Below are 15901 nucleotides of genomic sequence, written 5' to 3'. Positions count from 1 at the left end.
GTGTCGGCCGAACGGCTCAGTTGGTGATGCAGATCGTCCTCACCGGCTGCGAGTACGTCTTCGCGTCGTCACCGTTGCACAGCGCTTTGTCCGACTTGCCGTCCACGACCTTGGTGACCTTGCGCGTCCCGGTGCCGCACGCCACCCGTTCGAAGTACTGGTTGACCGCTTTGAGGCACTCGCCCTCCTGCACGTTGAGGACATAGCAGAGCCGCGTCTTGCCGTTCGTCCGCGAACGCCCCGAGGACTCGGTCAGGTAGTCGCCGGTCGGGCACATCGTGCGTCGCTCACGGGAGGACACGCGGTACACGGCTTCCTGTGACGAACAGTCCACTTCGGCCATGTCAACGTTCGTGTCGGCGACGTCGACCTGCTTCGCGCACTCACCCACGCCGGCCTGCTCGTGCCAGCCGGAGCACCCGGCCAGCACCAGTGTCAGAGCCGTGAGGACTGTGAGACCCGCCACGTGCCCGGCCGTGCGTCCGGACCACGTCGTTCGCTGCCGCCACACCGTTCCGAGCCTCCTGTCCAGGAGCAACCTGCGGAGACATGTCTACTGCAGGCGCGGGTGCGGTACCCCCGTTTTGACCCAGGTAGACGTGGGCGGGTATCTTTGCTACCTGTGCCCGACCCATGTCGGGCCGCTCCGCGTGCCCGTGAGGCAGCGGTGTCCTCCACTCGCAGTGGCAGTTGAACTGTTGCTTGCGGACCTTGGGAGCGGGCGACACGCCCGACCTCGGGTGCAGAGAGGGATCAAGAAACACGAGGGTGAACCGGAAGGCGAACCCTCAAAGACGGAAGAAGCAGCCGGCGAATGCCAACGATCCAGCAGCTGGTCCGCAAGGGCCGCCAGGACAAGGTGGCCAAGCAGAAGACGGCGGCCCTCAAGGGCTCGCCGCAGCGGCGCGGTGTGTGCACCCGCGTTTACACCACCACCCCCAAGAAGCCGAACTCCGCACTGCGCAAGGTCGCTCGCGTGAAGCTGACCAGCGGTATCGAGGTCACGGCCTACATCCCCGGTGAGGGTCACAACCTCCAGGAGCACTCGATGGTGCTCGTGCGCGGCGGTCGTGTGAAGGACCTGCCGGGTGTTCGCTACAAGATCATCCGTGGCTCTCTCGACACGCAGGGTGTCAAGAACCGCAAGCAGGCTCGCAGCCGCTACGGCGCGAAGAAGGAGAAGAGCTAATGCCCCGCAAGGGACCGGCCCCGAAGCGGCCGCTTATCTCTGACCCGGTCTACAGCTCGCCCCTCGTCACGCAGCTCATCAACAAGGTGCTGGTCGACGGCAAGCGCTCGGTGGCCGAGAAGATCGTTTACGAAGCGCTCGAGGGTGCTCGCGAGAAGACCGGCACCGACCCGGTCGTCACGCTGAAGCGCGCGCTCGACAACGTGAAGCCGTCGCTGGAGGTCAAGAGCCGCCGCGTCGGTGGTGCGACCTACCAGGTGCCGATCGAGGTCAAGCCCGGTCGTTCCACCACGCTGGCGCTCCGTTGGCTGATCACCTTCTCCCGGCAGCGCCGTGAGAAGACCATGGTCGAGCGTCTGATGAACGAGCTGCTCGATGCGAGCAACGGTCTCGGTGCGAGCGTCAAGCGCCGTGAGGACACGCACAAGATGGCCGAGTCCAACAAGGCCTTCGCCCACTACCGCTGGTGATGTGCCGCCCGGCTTCACCAGGAGCCGGGCGCTCCCAGCCCTAGTGAGCTCACAAGCTCAAGACAGGGGAAAGACCCGTGGCACAGGACGTGCTCACTGATCTCTCCATGGTCCGCAACATCGGGATCATGGCGCACATCGACGCGGGCAAGACCACGACGACTGAGCGGATCCTCTTCTACACGGGGATCAGCTACAAGATCGGCGAGGTTCACGACGGCGCGGCCGTGATGGACTGGATGGAGCAGGAGCAGGAGCGCGGCATCACGATCACGTCGGCCGCGACGACCTGCTACTGGAAGAACCACCAGATCAACCTGATCGACACGCCGGGCCACGTCGACTTCACCGTCGAGGTCGAGCGCAACCTGCGCGTCCTCGACGGCGCCGTCGCCGTCTTCGACGGCAAGGAGGGCGTCGAGCCGCAGTCCGAGCAGGTCTGGCGGCAGGCGACCAAGTACGACGTCCCGCGCATCTGCTTCGTCAACAAGATGGACAAGCTCGGCGCGGACTTCTACTTCACGATCAAGACGATCCAGGACCGGCTGGCCGCCAAGCCGCTGCCGCTCCAGATCCCGATCGGTGCCGAGAGCGACTTCATCGGCGTCGTCGACCTGATCGAGATGCGTGCTCTCACGTGGCGTGGCGAAGTCCAGAAGGGCGAGGACTACGCGATCGAGGAGATCCCCGCGGATCTGCTCGAGAAGGCGCAGGAGTACCGCGAGCAGCTGCTCGAGGCCGTCGCCGAGACCGACGACGACCTGACCGAGAAGTTCTTCGAGCAGGGCGACCTGTCCGTCGAGGAGATCAAGGCCGGCCTCCGCAAGATCGTCGCCGCGGGTACCGCGTACCCGATCCTGTGCGGCTCCGCGTTCAAGAACAAGGGCGTTCAGCCCATGCTCGACGCGGTGATCGACTACCTGCCGTCGCCGCTCGACCTCCCGCCGGTCGAGGGCACGCTGCAGGACGGCGAGACCATCGTGAAGCGCAGCCCGTCCACGGACGAGCCGTTCTCCGCGCTGGCGTTCAAGATCGCCGTGCACCCGTTCTTCGGCAAGCTGACCTACATCCGGGTCTACTCGGGCAAGGTCGCCGCGGGCACCCAGGTCGTCAACGCGACCAAGGACCGCAAGGAGCGCATCGGGAAGATCTTCCAGATGCACGCCAACAAGGAGAACCCGGTCACCGAGGCCATCGCGGGCCACATCTACGCCGTGATCGGTCTGAAGGACACCACGACCGGTGAGACCCTGTGCGACCCGCAGCACCCCATCGTGCTCGAGTCGATGACCTTCCCCGAGCCCGTCATCCAGGTGGCCATCGAGCCCAAGACGAAGGCGGACCAGGAGAAGCTCGGCACCGCGATCCAGAAGCTGGCCGAGGAGGACCCGACGTTCCGGGTCAACCTCGACCAGGAGACGGGCCAGACCATCATCGCCGGCATGGGCGAGCTCCACCTGGACATCCTGGTGGACCGCATGCGCCGCGAGTTCAAGGTCGAGGCCAACATCGGCAAGCCTCAGGTGGCGTACCGGGAGACCATCCGCCGTGCGGTGGAGAAGTACTCCTACACCCACAAGAAGCAGACCGGTGGCTCCGGCCAGTTCGCGAAGGTGCTCGTCACCGTCGAGCCGCTGGAGAAGAAGGAAGACGGCGCGCTCTACGAGTTCGTCAACGCCGTCACCGGTGGTCGCATCCCCCGCGAGTACATCCCGTCGGTCGACGCGGGTGCGCAGGACGCGCTGCAGTACGGCGTGCTGGCGGGTTACCCGCTGGTCGGCGTGAAGGTGACTCTGCTCGACGGCGCCTACCACGAGGTCGACTCCTCGGAAATGGCGTTCAAGATCGCTGGTTCGATGGCCCTCAAGGAAGCCGCCCGTCAGGCGTCTCCCGCGATCCTCGAGCCTCTGATGGCCGTCGAGGTCACGACGCCCGAGGAGTACATGGGTGACGTGATCGGCGACCTGAACTCCCGCCGTGGCCAGATCCAGGCCATGGAGGAGCGCAGCGGCGTCCGTGTCGTCAAGGCACTGGTTCCGCTGTCGGAAATGTTCGGGTACGTGGGTGACCTGCGGTCCAAGACCCAGGGTCGTGCCAACTACTCGATGGTGTTCGACTCCTACGCAGAGGTTCCCGCGAACGTCTCGAAGGAGATCATCGCGAAGGCGACCGGGGAGTAATTCCCCAACCGGAGCACCGCAGTTCCACCGCGGGCTCTCCGGGGGTGAATCCCTGGGGTCCGCTACTTTCAGACCCTGACGTGTAAGTCCGGCGGGTGGCCACAGATGCCCGCCGGACCAGCAAAAAGAAGTCCAGGAGGACAATCCAGTGGCCAAGGCGAAGTTCGAGCGGACGAAGCCGCACGTCAACATCGGCACCATCGGTCACATCGACCATGGCAAGACCACGCTGACCGCGGCGATCTCCAAGGTTCTGCACGACGCGTACCCCGATGTGAACGCCTCGTTCGCGTTCGACCAGATCGACAAGGCGCCGGAAGAGAAGCAGCGCGGCATCACGATCTCGATCGCGCACATCGAGTACCAGACGGAGAACCGTCACTACGCGCACGTCGACTGCCCCGGGCACGCCGACTACATCAAGAACATGATCACGGGTGCGGCGCAGATGGACGGCGCCATCCTCGTTGTGGCGGCGACCGACGGTCCCATGCCGCAGACGAAGGAGCACGTCCTCCTGGCCCGCCAGGTCGGCGTCCCCTACATCGTTGTCGCCCTGAACAAGGCCGACATGGTGGACGACGAGGAGATCCTGGAGCTCGTCGAGCTCGAGGTCCGCGAGCTGCTCTCCGAGTACGAGTTCCCGGGCGACGACCTGCCGGTCGTGCGCGTCTCGGCGCTGAAGGCGCTCGAGGGCGACGAGCAGTGGGGCAAGTCCGTCCTCGAGCTCATGGCCGCCGTTGACACGGCGATCCCGGAGCCGGAGCGCGACACCGAGAAGCCGTTCCTCATGCCCGTCGAGGACGTCTTCACGATCACCGGCCGCGGCACCGTGGTGACCGGTCGTATCGAGCGCGGCATCATCAACGTGAACTCGGAAATCGAGATCGTTGGTATCAAGGAGACGTCGAAGAAGACGACGGTCACCTCGATCGAGATGTTCAAGAAGTTCCTGGACGAGGGCCGCGCCGGCGACAACGCCGCGCTGCTGCTCCGTGGCATCAAGCGCGAGGAGGTGGAGCGCGGCATGGTCATCGTCAAGCCGGGCACCACGACCCCGCACACCGAGTTCACGGCGCAGGTCTACATCCTGTCCAAGGACGAGGGTGGCCGCCACACGCCGTTCTTCAACAACTACCGTCCCCAGTTCTACTTCCGGACGACGGACGTGACCGGCGTTGTGACGCTCCCCGAGGGCACCGAGATGGTCATGCCGGGTGACACCACCGGTATGGACGTCAAGCTGATCCAGCCGATCGCCATGGACGAGGGCCTCCGCTTCGCGATCCGCGAGGGTGGCCGCACCGTCGGCGCCGGCTCGGTCACCAAGATCATCAAGTGATCTAGCTGCACCAGTTCGGCGTGAAGCCGGGCCAACGACTTTCGTTGGCCCGGCTTTCGTCGTTCAGCAGCGAACTGTGCGTCAGCTCACGTCGAGCTGCCGCAGGCGCGCGGGCGACAGAGTGCCGCCGCGATTCCGTTGCCGGGCAATGAAACCGGCACGGCTGTCGCTCCACATGCGACGGACATGGCGGCTCACCGGCCAAGATCCGCACGTGATCTGGGTCCAAGTCGCCCACCCCGATTTGGAGTGCCCCACGCCCGTGTGGCATCCTTTACGGGTTGCTCGATGAAGGCACGGGTCGCACTCGTGCGTGCCTGAGTCCTTCGATCGAGCGTCCGCGCCCTGTTAGTGAACGCCTCCTTGCGGAGATGGGCATCAGGGTGCATGGGCTGTGTGGTAGGCCCAATCCCACCGGGGAGACCTTGAGTGGGACCGGTATGCGTAGCGGGCGCGACACGCCCGACCGCGTGGACCGGGCACCATGACACTTCAACAGGGGCGGAGCGCGCCAAGAGGCTGTAAAAGGCCTCATCCGAGGCACCGCACCGCAGCGGTTACGAGAAGCAGAGGAACGGCAAGCCATTATGGCGGGACAAAAGATCCGCATCCGGCTCAAGGCCTACGACCACGAAGCGATCGACGCGTCTGCGCGCAAGATCGTGGAGACCGTGACGCGCACCGGCGCTCGGGTTGTCGGGCCTGTGCCGCTGCCCACTGAGAAGAACGTGTACTGCGTCATCCGCTCGCCGCACAAGTACAAGGACTCGCGCGAGCACTTCGAGATGCGCACGCACAAGCGGCTGATCGACATCCTCGACCCGACGCCGAAGACGGTTGACGCGCTCATGCGCATCGACCTGCCGGCCAGCGTCGACGTCAACATCCAGTAAGCGTTGGGCGCGGAGAGTAACGGACCAATGTCTGACAGGCAGATGAAGGGCATCCTGGGCACCAAGCTCGGCATGACTCAGGTCTTCGACGAGAACAACCGGGTCGTCCCGGTGACCGTCGTCAAGGCTGAGCCCAATGTCGTGACCCAGGTTCGCACCGAAGAGAAGGACGGCTACACCGCCGTCCAGCTGGCGGCCGGCGCGATTGACCCGCGCAAGGTCAACAAGCCCGTCGCGGGTCACTTCGCCAAGGCCGGGGTCACGCCCCGTCGCCACCTGGCGGAGCTGCGCACGGCGGACGCCGGCGAGTACACGGTCGGCCAGGAGATCACCGCTGAGGTGTTCGAGGCCGGCGCTGTTGTCGACATCACCGGCACCAGCAAGGGCAAGGGCACCGCGGGTGTCATGAAGCGCCACAACTTCCGGGGCCTCGGCTCCAGCCACGGCACCCAGCGCAAGCACCGCTCGCCGGGTTCCATCGGTGGCTGTGCCACTCCGGGTCGCGTCTTCAAGGGTCTGCGCATGGCTGGCCGCATGGGCCACGAGCGCGTCACGACCCAGAACCTGAAGGTGCACAAGATCGACGCCGAGAACGGCCTGCTGCTCATCAAGGGCGCGGTTCCCGGCCCCAAGGGTGGTCTGGTGTTCGTCCGGACTGCAGCGAAGGGTGGTGCCTGATGTCGACTGTTGAGATCCGCACCCCGGACGGCAAGTCCGCCGGCTCGGTCGAGCTGCCGGCTTCCGTCTTCGACGCGCAGGCCAACGTGGCGCTGCTGCACCAGGTCGTCGTGGCCCAGCAGGCCGCCGCGCGCCAGGGCACGCACTCCACGAAGACCCGCGGCGAGGTGTCCGGCGGTGGCAAGAAGCCTTACCGCCAGAAGGGCACCGGCCGTGCCCGCCAGGGTTCGACGCGTGCGCCGCAGTTCGCCGGCGGTGGCGTCGTCCACGGCCCGCAGCCGCGCGACTACTCGCAGCGGACGCCCAAGAAGATGAAGGCCGCCGCTCTGCGCGGTGCCCTCTCCGACCGGGCCCGCGCCAACCAGGTGCACGTCGTGTCCGGCCTGGTGGACGGGGACACCCCGTCGACCAAGACCGCGCGCAAGGTCCTGGAGTCGGTCACCCAGGCTCGTCGCGTTCTCGTGGTGCTCAACCGCACCGACGAGGTCGCGTGGGTCAGCGTGCGCAACCTGCAGCACGTGCACGTGATCGCGCCGGACCAGCTCAACACCTACGACGTGCTCGTCAACGACGACGTGGTGTTCACCAAGGACTCGCTCGACGTGTTCCTCGCCAGCAAGGCCCAGCAGGGTTCTGGCTCGGCTGAGGCCACGGCGGTCGTGGTGGACGAGGAGGCCTCGAAGTGATCCCCGACCACAGGGACATCTTGCTCGCGCCGGTGATCTCCGAGAAGTCCTACGGGCTTCTCGAGGAGAACAAGTACACCTTCTTGGTGGCGCCGGGTTCGAACAAGACCCAGATCAAGATCGCCGTGGAGAAGGTCTTCGGCGTGAAGGTCGTCAGCGTCAACACCATCAACCGGCAGGGCAAGCGCAAGCGCACCCGCACCGGGTTCGGCAAGCGCAAGGACACGAAGCGCGCGATCGTGACGCTGTCGGCTGACAGCAAGGCGATCGAGATCTTCGGCGGCCCTGCCGCCTGATGACGAGGACTGCGTAGAGATGGGCATTCGCAAGTACAAGCCGACGACTCCCGGTCGTCGCGGTGCGAGCGTCTCCGACTTCGCCGAGATCACTCGGTCGACTCCGGAGAAGTCGCTGATCCGCCCGCTGCACAAGCTGGGTGGCCGCAACGCCTCGGGCAAGATCACCACGCGGCACAAGGGTGGCGGTCACAAGCGGGCTTACCGCCTGATCGACTTCCGTCGCAACGACAAGGACGGCGTGCCGGCCAAGGTCGCTCACATCGAGTACGACCCCAACCGCACCGCTCGCATCGCGCTGCTGCACTACGCGGACGGCGAGAAGCGCTACATCATCGCCCCGGAGAAGCTCAAGCAGGGTGACACGGTTGAGAACGGCCCCAAGGCCGACATCAAGCCGGGTAACAACCTGCCGCTGCGCAACATCCCGGTCGGTTCCGTGATCCACGCGATCGAGCTCCGCCCCGGCGGCGGCGCGAAGATCGCCCGCTCCGCCGGTGCCTCGGTGCAGCTCGTGGCGAAGGACGGCCCGTACGCCCAGCTGCGGATGCCTTCGGGCGAGATCCGCAACGTGGACGTGCGCTGCCGCGCCACGCTCGGCGAGGTCGGCAACAAGGAGCACCAGAACATCAACTGGGGCAAGGCCGGCCGCATGCGGTGGAAGGGCAAGAAGCCCACCGTCCGCGGTGTCGCCATGAACCCCGTTGACCACCCGCATGGTGGTGGTGAGGGTAAGACCTCCGGTGGTCGCCACCCGGTCAACCCGGCTGGTAAGCCCGAGGGTCGCACCCGCCGCCGTAAGCCAAGCGACAAGCTCATCGTCCGGCGTCGTCGCACCGGTAAGAAGCGCTGAGCAGGGAGGGAGTGAAGGATGCCTCGCAGCCTTAAGAAGGGTCCCTTCGTCGACGACCACCTGCTCAAGAAGGTGGACGTTCAGAACGAAGCGGGCAAGAAGACCGTCATCAAGACGTGGTCCCGCCGGTCCACGATCATCCCGGACATGCTCGGCCACACCATCGCGGTGCACGACGGTCGCAAGCACGTCCCGGTGTTCGTGACCGAGGCGATGGTCGGGCACAAGTTGGGCGAGTTCGCCCCGACCCGCACCTTCAAGGGCCACATCAAGGACGACCGGAAGTCTCGTCGCCGCTAGGCGTCGAACTGAGAAGAGCAAGGGAACAGCAGCGATGAACGCCCGTAAGGACGCTGAGGCAGCGGAGTTTCCGCGCGCCGTGGCTCGGGCTCGTTACGTTCGCGACACCCCCATGAAGGTGCGTCGCGTCATCGAGCTCATCAAGGGTCGTAACGCAAGCGAGGCCCTGGCCGTGCTCCAGTTCGCGCCCCAGGCCGCCTCTGAGCCGGTCGCGAAGGTGCTCGCCAGCGCCATGGCCAACGCCGAGAACAACCTGTCCCTGGACCCCTCCACCCTCTGGGTGTCGGTGGCCTACGTGGACGAGGGTCCGACCCTCAAGCGTTTCCGCCCGCGTGCCCAGGGCCGCGCGTACCGGATCCGCAAGCGGACGAGCCACATCACCATCGAGGTGGAGTCTCGTCCCAAGAAGACCAGCGTGAAGGGAACGCGGTAGTGGGCCAGAAGATCAACCCGCACGGCTTCCGGCTGGGGATCACCACCGACTGGAAGTCCCGCTGGTACGCAGACAAGCAGTACGCCGAGTACGTGGCGGAGGACGTCAAGATCCGCCGCCTGCTCAGCAAGGGCATGGAGCGTGCCGGCATCTCCAAGGTGGAGATCGAGCGGACCCGTGACCGGGTGCGCGTCGACATCCACACCGCCCGGCCGGGCATCGTCATCGGCCGTCGTGGTGCCGAGGCGGACCGCATCCGCGGTGAGCTGGAGAAGCTCACCAAGAAGCAGGTCCAGCTGAACATCCTCGAGGTCAAGAGCCCCGAGTCGGACGCGCAGCTCGTGGCACAGGGTGTCGCCGAGCAGCTGTCCAACCGCGTCGCCTTCCGGCGCGCGATGCGCAAGGCCATCCAGTCGGCCATGCGTTCGCCGCAGGTCAAGGGCATCCGCGTGCAGTGCGGTGGTCGTCTCGGCGGCGCCGAGATGTCCCGCTCGGAGCACTACCGCGACGGCCGCGTGCCGCTGCACACGCTCCGCGCGAACATCGACTACGGCTTCTTCGAGGCCCGCACCACGTTCGGCCGTATCGGCGTGAAGGTGTGGATCTACAAGGGCGACATCGTCGGTGGCATCTCCGCCAAGCGCGCGCTCGACGCGGCTGCGCCTTCGCAGGCTGACCGCGCCCCGCGCCGCGACCGTGGCGAGCGTCCGAACCGTGCCCGTCGTTCCGGTGCCAGCGGCACCACGGCGACGAGCACCGAGGCCGGCCGTGCTGCCGCCGACGCTTCGGCGTCGGCCGAGGCCCCGGCTTCTGCAGAGAAGACGGAGAGCTGAGTAATGCTCATCCCTCGTAGGGTCAAGCACCGCAAGCAGCACCACCCCAAGCGGTCGGGCGCTGCCAAGGGCGGCACGAAGGTCACCTTCGGTGAGTACGGCATCCAGGCTCTCGAGCCCGCCTACGTCACCAACAGGCAGATCGAGTCCGCTCGTATCGCCATCACGCGCCACATCCGTCGTGGCGGCAAGGTCTGGATCAACATCTTCCCGGACCGTCCGCTGACGAAGAAGCCGGCCGAGACCCGCATGGGTTCCGGTAAGGGTTCGCCGGAGTGGTGGGTGGCCAACGTCAAGCCGGGTCGCGTCCTCTTCGAGATGGCGTTCCCGAACGAGCAGGTCGCTCGCGAGGCTCTCCGCCGCGCGATCCACAAGCTCCCGATGAAGTGCCGCATCGTTACGCGTGAGGGTGGTGAGTTCTGATGGCAGCGGGTACCACCGCTTCCGAGCTGCGTGAGCTCACCGAGGAAGAGCTCGTGCTGCGTCTGAAGGAATCGAAGGAAGAGCTCTTCAACCTTCGTTTCCAGATGGCCACGGGCCAGCTCGACAACAACCGGCGTCTGCGCACGGTCCGGCACGACATTGCCCGGATCTACACCGTGATGCGGGAGCGGGAGCTCGGGCTCTCCGTCACGCCGGATTCCACTGGTGAGGGTGCGGCATGACCGACAGCAACGAAGTCCAGACCGAGAAGCGCAACGACCGCAAGGTCCGCGAGGGCCTCGTCGTGTCCGACAAGATGGACAAGACGATCGTCGTGGCGCTCGAGGACCGCAAGAAGCACCCGCGTTACTCCAAGATCATGCGCTCCACCACCAAGGTGAAGGTGCACGACGAGGAGAACGCGGCGGGCATCGGCGACCGCGTCCAGCTCATGGAGACCCGGCCCCTGTCGGCGACCAAGCGCTGGCGTCTCGTCGCCATCCTCGAGAAGGCCAAGTAAGTCCTTTCTAGACAGACCGAGCCCGTCGGGTCGGAAATCCGGCGGGCCAGGAATGGTCAAGGAGCAAGTTAAGTGATTCAGCAGGAGTCGCGGCTTCGTGTCGCCGACAACACTGGTGCGAAGGAAATCCTTTGCATCCGTGTTCTCGGTGGCTCCGGCCGCCGCTACGCGGGCATCGGCGACATCATCGTCGCGACCGTCAAGGACGCGATCCCCGGTGCCGGTGTGAAGAAGGGTGACGTCGTCAAGGCCGTCATCGTCCGCACCGTCAAGGAGCGTCGTCGTCCGGATGGCTCGTACATCCGCTTCGACGAGAACGCCGCCGTGCTCATCAAGAACGACAACGAGCCCCGCGGTACCCGCATCTTCGGCCCGGTCGGCCGTGAGCTGCGCGACAAGAAGTTCATGAAGATCATCTCGCTGGCTCCGGAGGTGCTCTGACCATGAAGGTGAAGAAGGGCGACACGGTCGTCGTTATCGCCGGCAAGGACAAGGGCGCGAAGGGCAAGGTCATCCAGGCCTACCCGGAGACCGGCAAGGTCCTGGTCGAGGGCGTCAACCGGATCAAGAAGCACACCAAGATCACGCAGACCCAGCGGGGCGCGCAGTCTGGTGGCATCGTGACCCAGGAAGCCCCGATCAACGTCTCCAACGTGATGGTGGTCGACTCGGACGGCAAGCCGACCCGTGTTGGTTACCGGACGAACGACGAGGGCAAGCGGGTCCGCATTTCCCGTCGTAACGGGAAGGACATCTGATCATGACTACCGCAGAGAAGATCATCCCGCGGCTCAAGACGCGCTACCGCGACGAGGTCAAGGGCGAGCTGCAGAAGCAGTTCTCCTTCGACAACGTCATGCAGATCCCGGGCGTCGTGAAGGTCGTCGTCAACATGGGTGTCGGCGACGCCGCCCGTGACGGCAAGCTGATCGAGGGTGCCGTCAAGGACCTCTCGATCATCACCGGCCAGCGCCCCGAGGTCCGCCGGGCCCGCAAGTCCATCGCTCAGTTCAAGCTGCGCGAGGGCATGCCGATCGGCGCGCGCGTCACGCTGCGCGGCGACCGCATGTGGGAGTTCCTCGACCGTCTGCTGACGATCGCGCTGCCCCGAATCCGCGACTTCCGCGGCCTCTCGGGCAAGCAGTTCGACGGCAACGGCAACTACACGTTCGGTCTGAACGAGCAGTCGATGTTCCACGAGATCGACCCGGACGCTATCGACCGGCCTCGCGGCATGGACATCACCGTCGTCACCACCGCCACGAACGACGAGGAGGGCCGGGCGCTGCTGAAGCACCTGGGCTTCCCGTTCAAGGAGAACTGACTCGATGGCCAAGAAGGCGTTGATCAACAAGGCCGCGAAGAAGCCGAAGTTCAAGGTCCGGGGTTACACCCGGTGCCAGCGTTGCGGCCGCCCCCACGCGGTGTTCCGCAAGTTCGGCCTCTGCCGGATCTGCCTGCGCGAGATGGCTCACCGCGGTGAGCTGCCTGGCGTGAGCAAGTCCAGCTGGTAATTCCAAGCTTCATTACTTCGCTGTAGGCCCGCACACGACCGTCCTGCCCTCCCTTCACGGGGAGGGCGGGTCTGGACCCTGAGCCGGTGAACCGCAGCGAGAAAGGTTGACCAGGTCACCATGACGATGACCGATCCCATCGCAGACATGCTCACTCGTCTGCGGAACGCGAACTCGGCTTACCACGACAAGGTCGTGATGCCGCACTCCAAGATCAAGGCGAACATCGCCGAGATCCTCAAGCGCGAGGGCTACATCGCCTCGTACCGCGACGAGGACGGCGAGGTGGCCAAGAACTTGGTCGTCGAGCTGAAGTACGGCCCGAACCGTGAGCGCAGCATCGCCGGCCTCCGCCGCGTGTCCAAGCCCGGTCTGCGCGTGTACGCGAAGTCCACTGGCCTGCCCCGAGTTCTCGGTGGCCTCGGCGTGGCGATCATTTCGACCTCTGGCGGTCTCATGACCGACCGTCAGGCCAACAAGGCAGGCGTGGGCGGAGAAGTCCTCGCCTACGTTTGGTAAGGGGGAGTAGACATGTCGCGCATCGGTAAGCAGCCGATCATTGTCCCCTCCGGGGTCGACGTGAACATCGCCGGCCAGGACGTCAGCATCAAGGGCCCCAAGGGCCTCCTGACGCTGACGCTCGCTGAGCCGATCATCGTCGAGAAGGCCGAAGACGGCACTCTCGAGGTCAAGCGCCCGAACGACGAGCGCCGGAACCGCGCGCTCCACGGCCTGTCGCGCACGCTCGTGCACAACATGGTCGTCGGCGTGACCCAGGGCTACGAAAAGAAGATGGAAATCCACGGCGTCGGTTACCGCGTCGCGCTCAAGGGCTCTGAGCTCGAGTTCGCGCTCGGTTACTCGCACCCCGTCAAGGTGGAGGCCCCCGCGGGCATCACCTTCGCGGTCGAGACCCCGACCCGGTTCTCCGTCTCGGGTATCGACAAGCAGCTGGTCGGTGAGGTTGCCGCCAACATCCGCAAGCTGCGCAAGCCCGACCCGTACAAGGGTAAGGGCGTCCGTTACTCGGGCGAGAAGATCCGTCGCAAGGTCGGAAAGACGGGTAAGTGACATGAGCGAGTCGACTGTTACGAAGCGCAAGCCGGTGGGCAAGGACATCTCCACCAGGCGTCGTGTTGCGAAGGCCCGTCGCCACTTCCGCCTCCGCAAGAAGGTCAACGGCACCGCCGAGCGTCCGCGCCTGGCCGTGCACCGTTCGTCGAAGCACATCACCGTGCAGATCATCGACGACCTGAAGGGCCACACGATCGCGGCCGCCTCCTCCATGGAGGCCGACGTTCGTGCCCTGGACGGCGACAAGAAGGCCCGTGCGGCCAAGGTCGGCCAGCTGGCCGCGGCCCGCGCCAAGGACGCCGGCGTCACGGCGGTCGTGTTCGACCGCGGTGGCAACGCGTACCACGGCCGGATCGCTGCTCTGGCGGATGCCGCTCGCGAGGCGGGGCTGGAGTTCTGACAATGATCATCACTGGAATTGAGAGGGACGCCTGATGCCAGGACGTACGCGTCGCGAAGGCGGCGGGGGCGAGCGCGGAGAGCGCCGCGACCGTCGTGACGGCGGCCGCGGCGGCGCGGCCCAGGAGAAGACCCCCCACCTCGAGCGCGTGGTTGCGATCAACCGCGTCTCCAAGGTGGTCAAGGGTGGTCGTCGCTTCAGCTTCACCGCGCTCGTCGTGGTGGGTGACGGCGACGGCATGGTCGGCGTCGGTTACGGCAAGGCCAAGGAAGTTCCCGCGGCCATCGCCAAGGGTGTCGAGGAAGCGAAGAAGAACTTCTTCCGCGTTCCCCGCATCGCCGGCACCATCCCCCACCCGGTCCAGGGTGAGAAGGCCGCTGGTGTGGTCCTGCTGCGTCCGGCCTCGGCCGGTACCGGTGTCATCGCGGGTGGCGCTGTCCGCGCCGTCCTCGAGTGCGCCGGCGTGCACGACGTGCTGTCGAAGTCTCTCGGCTCCGACAACGCGATCAACATCGTGCACGCGACCGTGGCGGCCCTCAAGGGTCTGCAGCGTCCGGAAGAGGTCGCGGCCCGTCGTGGCCTGCCCCTCGAGGACGTCGCCCCCGCCGGCATGATCCGCGCTCGCGCGGGCCAGGGGGTCTGATCATGGCTCAGCTGAAGATCACCCAGGTCCGCAGCACCATCGGTACCAAGCACAACCACCGCGAGTCGATGCGCACCCTCGGGCTGCGCAAGATCCGTCAGTCGGTCGTGCGTGAGGACACCCCCCAGGTTCTCGGCCTGATCAACGCCGTGCGCCACCTGGTGGTTGTTGAGGAGGTCCAGTCGTGACCATCAAGATTCACGACCTGCGTCCGGCCCCCGGCGCCAAGACCGCCAAGACCCGCGTCGGTCGTGGTGAGGGCTCCAAGGGCAAGACCGCCGGCCGCGGTACGAAGGGCACGGGCGCTCGCAAGAACGTCTCGCCGCGCTTCGAAGGTGGCCAGATGCCGCTGCACATGCGGCTCCCGAAGCTCAAGGGCTTCAAGAACCCGTTCCGGACCGAGTACCAGGTCGTGAACGTCTCCGCCATCGCTGCCTCCTTCCCGGAGGGCGGCTCGGTGGACGTTCCCGCACTGGTCCTGGCCGGGCTGGTCCGCAAGGGCTCGCTCGTCAAGGTTCTGGGCGACGGAGACGTCTCCGTCAAGCTGGACGTCACGGCTGACAAGTTCTCCAAGACCGCTGTGGAGAAGTTGGCTGCCGCTGGTGGGTCTTCCACCGTGGCTTCCTGACGCGGTTCTGCGTTAGCTGTCTGAAGGGCCTCGAGGCTTTGCCTCGGGGCCCTTTGGCGTTTTCTGGGCGGGTGGGCTTGGTGGGTGGCTTGGCGTGGGGCGACCTCTGCTTGGACTGAGCTTGCTTCGGTCGACCTCTGCGTGGGGCTGACGTCTGCGTGGGGCTGACGTCTGCGTGGGGCTGACGTCTGCGTGGGGCTGACCTTTGCGGTGGGCTGCCTTGGCGTGGGGCGACCTGTGCGTGGGTCACCTTGCGGGCGGCCACCTTTGCCTTGAGTGCTTTCCCTGGGGGCTCTGCCCCCAGACCCCCGGCAATCTGATCAGGGGGCCAGCGCTGCTCGCGGGTTGATGGCACGCCTGTTGCTTTGAGCGGCTGCCTGTTGAGTTGTTTGGTTGCGTTGGCGGTGGGGTCCCATCACGAGTCGCACCAAGAGCGGGCCACATGCAGGTAGGGGTGTCAACTCGACGAAAGGCGTGTCGAGTTGACACCCCTACCTGCATGCAGCAAGAGCTGTGGCGCGACTCGTGATGGGACCCCACCGCCCA

26 protein-coding genes are annotated in these 15901 nt (G+C 65.9%); 25 read left to right on the top strand and 1 reads right to left on the bottom strand.

Annotated features, from left to right (window positions below; genetic code table 11):
* Nucleotides 1–16: 16 nt before the first annotated feature.
* The gene (locus ACWF7A_RS40600) at nt 17–511 is read right to left on the bottom strand and encodes an LppU/SCO3897 family protein (RefSeq protein WP_452255799.1); all 495 of its coding nucleotides are present in this window, start codon (nt 509–511) and stop codon (nt 17–19) included.
* 303 nt (nt 512–814) lie between these two features.
* On the opposite strand from ACWF7A_RS40600, the gene rpsL reads away from it, so the two are divergent.
* The 25 genes from rpsL (at nt 815) to rplO (ending at nt 15355) form a co-directional block, all read left to right on the top strand.
* A complete protein-coding gene (rpsL, locus tag ACWF7A_RS40595) occupies nt 815–1189 on the top strand; it encodes a 30S ribosomal protein S12 (RefSeq protein WP_030473471.1) in 375 nt (124 codons plus the stop codon).
* On the top strand, nt 1189–1659 hold the full coding sequence (rpsG, locus tag ACWF7A_RS40590; RefSeq protein ID WP_030478293.1) for a 30S ribosomal protein S7: 471 nt from the start codon (nt 1189–1191) through the stop codon (nt 1657–1659). The genes rpsL and rpsG overlap by 1 nt, the downstream gene beginning before the upstream one ends.
* Nucleotides 1660–1736: 77 nt before the next feature.
* Complete coding sequence (gene fusA / locus ACWF7A_RS40585; RefSeq protein WP_452255798.1) at nt 1737–3839, top strand: elongation factor G; 2103 nt, start codon at nt 1737–1739, stop codon at nt 3837–3839.
* A 148-nt stretch (nt 3840–3987) separates the two neighbouring features.
* Nucleotides 3988–5181, top strand: a complete 1194-nt coding sequence (gene tuf, locus ACWF7A_RS40580) for an elongation factor Tu (protein WP_086669027.1) — start codon at nt 3988–3990, stop codon at nt 5179–5181.
* A gap of 587 nt (nt 5182–5768) precedes the next feature.
* Entirely contained in the window at nt 5769–6074 is a 306-nt protein-coding gene (gene rpsJ, locus ACWF7A_RS40575) for a 30S ribosomal protein S10 (protein ID WP_003938093.1), read from the top strand.
* A 27-nt stretch (nt 6075–6101) separates the two neighbouring features.
* Nucleotides 6102–6752 (top strand): 50S ribosomal protein L3, encoded by a 651-nt coding sequence (rplC, locus tag ACWF7A_RS40570; RefSeq protein WP_452255797.1) that lies wholly within the window; start codon nt 6102–6104, stop codon nt 6750–6752.
* Entirely contained in the window at nt 6752–7438 is a 687-nt protein-coding gene (gene rplD / locus ACWF7A_RS40565; protein WP_452255796.1) for a 50S ribosomal protein L4, read from the top strand. Before rplC ends, rplD begins: the two co-directional genes overlap by 1 nt.
* A complete protein-coding gene (rplW, locus tag ACWF7A_RS40560) occupies nt 7435–7734 on the top strand; it encodes a 50S ribosomal protein L23 (protein ID WP_065915972.1) in 300 nt (99 codons plus the stop codon). The genes rplD and rplW overlap by 4 nt, the downstream gene beginning before the upstream one ends.
* A gap of 19 nt (nt 7735–7753) precedes the next feature.
* Nucleotides 7754–8587 (top strand): 50S ribosomal protein L2, encoded by an 834-nt coding sequence (gene rplB, locus ACWF7A_RS40555; RefSeq protein WP_089949047.1) that lies wholly within the window; start codon nt 7754–7756, stop codon nt 8585–8587.
* Nucleotides 8588–8605: 18 nt separating this feature from the next.
* On the top strand, nt 8606–8887 hold the full coding sequence (gene rpsS / locus ACWF7A_RS40550) for a 30S ribosomal protein S19 (RefSeq protein WP_030478300.1): 282 nt from the start codon (nt 8606–8608) through the stop codon (nt 8885–8887).
* Nucleotides 8888–8921: 34 nt separating this feature from the next.
* A complete protein-coding gene (rplV, locus tag ACWF7A_RS40545) occupies nt 8922–9320 on the top strand; it encodes a 50S ribosomal protein L22 (RefSeq protein ID WP_360049052.1) in 399 nt (132 codons plus the stop codon).
* Entirely contained in the window at nt 9320–10153 is an 834-nt protein-coding gene (rpsC, locus tag ACWF7A_RS40540) for a 30S ribosomal protein S3 (RefSeq protein ID WP_089915292.1), read from the top strand. The genes rplV and rpsC overlap by 1 nt, the downstream gene beginning before the upstream one ends.
* A gap of 3 nt (nt 10154–10156) precedes the next feature.
* Nucleotides 10157–10576 carry a 50S ribosomal protein L16 gene (rplP, locus tag ACWF7A_RS40535; RefSeq protein ID WP_030473461.1) on the top strand — a complete coding sequence of 140 codons (420 nt, stop codon included), beginning with the start codon at nt 10157–10159 and terminating at the stop codon, nt 10574–10576.
* Entirely contained in the window at nt 10576–10818 is a 243-nt protein-coding gene (gene rpmC, locus ACWF7A_RS40530; RefSeq protein ID WP_030478304.1) for a 50S ribosomal protein L29, read from the top strand. Before rplP ends, rpmC begins: the two co-directional genes overlap by 1 nt.
* A complete protein-coding gene (gene rpsQ, locus ACWF7A_RS40525; protein ID WP_452255795.1) occupies nt 10815–11096 on the top strand; it encodes a 30S ribosomal protein S17 in 282 nt (93 codons plus the stop codon). Before rpmC ends, rpsQ begins: the two co-directional genes overlap by 4 nt.
* Nucleotides 11097–11168: 72 nt before the next feature.
* Nucleotides 11169–11537, top strand: coding sequence for a 50S ribosomal protein L14 (rplN, locus tag ACWF7A_RS40520; protein ID WP_030478306.1), 369 nt, complete (start codon nt 11169–11171; stop codon nt 11535–11537).
* A gap of 2 nt (nt 11538–11539) precedes the next feature.
* A complete protein-coding gene (rplX, locus tag ACWF7A_RS40515; protein ID WP_045309812.1) occupies nt 11540–11854 on the top strand; it encodes a 50S ribosomal protein L24 in 315 nt (104 codons plus the stop codon).
* Nucleotides 11855–11856: 2 nt separating this feature from the next.
* Nucleotides 11857–12420: a 50S ribosomal protein L5 gene (gene rplE / locus ACWF7A_RS40510; protein WP_452255794.1), complete on the top strand. Its 564-nt coding sequence runs from the start codon at nt 11857–11859 to the stop codon at nt 12418–12420.
* 4 nt (nt 12421–12424) lie between these two features.
* On the top strand, nt 12425–12610 hold the full coding sequence (locus ACWF7A_RS40505; protein WP_030473455.1) for a type Z 30S ribosomal protein S14: 186 nt from the start codon (nt 12425–12427) through the stop codon (nt 12608–12610).
* 120 nt (nt 12611–12730) lie between these two features.
* Nucleotides 12731–13129, top strand: a complete 399-nt coding sequence (gene rpsH / locus ACWF7A_RS40500; RefSeq protein ID WP_030478309.1) for a 30S ribosomal protein S8 — start codon at nt 12731–12733, stop codon at nt 13127–13129.
* Nucleotides 13130–13141: 12 nt separating this feature from the next.
* The gene (gene rplF, locus ACWF7A_RS40495) at nt 13142–13681 is read left to right on the top strand and encodes a 50S ribosomal protein L6 (RefSeq protein ID WP_045309814.1); all 540 of its coding nucleotides are present in this window, start codon (nt 13142–13144) and stop codon (nt 13679–13681) included.
* A gap of 1 nt (nt 13682) precedes the next feature.
* Complete coding sequence (rplR, locus tag ACWF7A_RS40490; RefSeq protein WP_030478311.1) at nt 13683–14084, top strand: 50S ribosomal protein L18; 402 nt, start codon at nt 13683–13685, stop codon at nt 14082–14084.
* A 34-nt stretch (nt 14085–14118) separates the two neighbouring features.
* On the top strand, nt 14119–14727 hold the full coding sequence (gene rpsE, locus ACWF7A_RS40485; protein WP_030473451.1) for a 30S ribosomal protein S5: 609 nt from the start codon (nt 14119–14121) through the stop codon (nt 14725–14727).
* A 2-nt stretch (nt 14728–14729) separates the two neighbouring features.
* Nucleotides 14730–14915: a 50S ribosomal protein L30 gene (rpmD, locus tag ACWF7A_RS40480; RefSeq protein WP_090094710.1), complete on the top strand. Its 186-nt coding sequence runs from the start codon at nt 14730–14732 to the stop codon at nt 14913–14915.
* Nucleotides 14912–15355: a 50S ribosomal protein L15 gene (gene rplO / locus ACWF7A_RS40475; protein WP_086669037.1), complete on the top strand. Its 444-nt coding sequence runs from the start codon at nt 14912–14914 to the stop codon at nt 15353–15355. Before rpmD ends, rplO begins: the two co-directional genes overlap by 4 nt.
* Nucleotides 15356–15901 lie beyond the last annotated feature (546 nt).

The organism is Lentzea sp. NPDC055074 (assembly GCF_053608005.1).
This window is presented reverse-complemented; position numbering and strand designations above follow the sequence as displayed.

Excerpts from the sequence above, each read along its gene's own strand:
- rpsL (WP_030473471.1), top strand. The coding sequence starts at position 815 with ATGCCAACGATCCAGCAGCTGGTCCGCAAGGGCCGCCAGGACAAGGTG.
- rpsG (WP_030478293.1), top strand. The coding sequence starts at position 1,189 with ATGCCCCGCAAGGGACCGGCCCCGAAGCGGCCGCTTATCTCTGACCCG.
- rpsJ (WP_003938093.1), top strand. The coding sequence starts at position 5,769 with ATGGCGGGACAAAAGATCCGCATCCGGCTCAAGGCCTACGACCACGAA.
- rplC (WP_452255797.1), top strand. The coding sequence starts at position 6,102 with ATGTCTGACAGGCAGATGAAGGGCATCCTGGGCACCAAGCTCGGCATG.
- rplD (WP_452255796.1), top strand. The coding sequence starts at position 6,752 with ATGTCGACTGTTGAGATCCGCACCCCGGACGGCAAGTCCGCCGGCTCG.
- rplB (WP_089949047.1), top strand. The coding sequence starts at position 7,754 with ATGGGCATTCGCAAGTACAAGCCGACGACTCCCGGTCGTCGCGGTGCG.
- rpsS (WP_030478300.1), top strand. The coding sequence starts at position 8,606 with ATGCCTCGCAGCCTTAAGAAGGGTCCCTTCGTCGACGACCACCTGCTC.
- rplV (WP_360049052.1), top strand. The coding sequence starts at position 8,922 with ATGAACGCCCGTAAGGACGCTGAGGCAGCGGAGTTTCCGCGCGCCGTG.
- rplP (WP_030473461.1), top strand. The coding sequence starts at position 10,157 with ATGCTCATCCCTCGTAGGGTCAAGCACCGCAAGCAGCACCACCCCAAG.
- rpmC (WP_030478304.1), top strand. The coding sequence starts at position 10,576 with ATGGCAGCGGGTACCACCGCTTCCGAGCTGCGTGAGCTCACCGAGGAA.
- rpsQ (WP_452255795.1), top strand. The coding sequence starts at position 10,815 with ATGACCGACAGCAACGAAGTCCAGACCGAGAAGCGCAACGACCGCAAG.
- rplX (WP_045309812.1), top strand. The coding sequence starts at position 11,540 with ATGAAGGTGAAGAAGGGCGACACGGTCGTCGTTATCGCCGGCAAGGAC.
- rplE (WP_452255794.1), top strand. The coding sequence starts at position 11,857 with ATGACTACCGCAGAGAAGATCATCCCGCGGCTCAAGACGCGCTACCGC.
- ACWF7A_RS40505 (WP_030473455.1), top strand. The coding sequence starts at position 12,425 with ATGGCCAAGAAGGCGTTGATCAACAAGGCCGCGAAGAAGCCGAAGTTC.
- rpsH (WP_030478309.1), top strand. The coding sequence starts at position 12,731 with ATGACGATGACCGATCCCATCGCAGACATGCTCACTCGTCTGCGGAAC.
- rplF (WP_045309814.1), top strand. The coding sequence starts at position 13,142 with ATGTCGCGCATCGGTAAGCAGCCGATCATTGTCCCCTCCGGGGTCGAC.
- rplR (WP_030478311.1), top strand. The coding sequence starts at position 13,683 with ATGAGCGAGTCGACTGTTACGAAGCGCAAGCCGGTGGGCAAGGACATC.
- rpsE (WP_030473451.1), top strand. The coding sequence starts at position 14,119 with ATGCCAGGACGTACGCGTCGCGAAGGCGGCGGGGGCGAGCGCGGAGAG.
- rpmD (WP_090094710.1), top strand. The coding sequence starts at position 14,730 with ATGGCTCAGCTGAAGATCACCCAGGTCCGCAGCACCATCGGTACCAAG.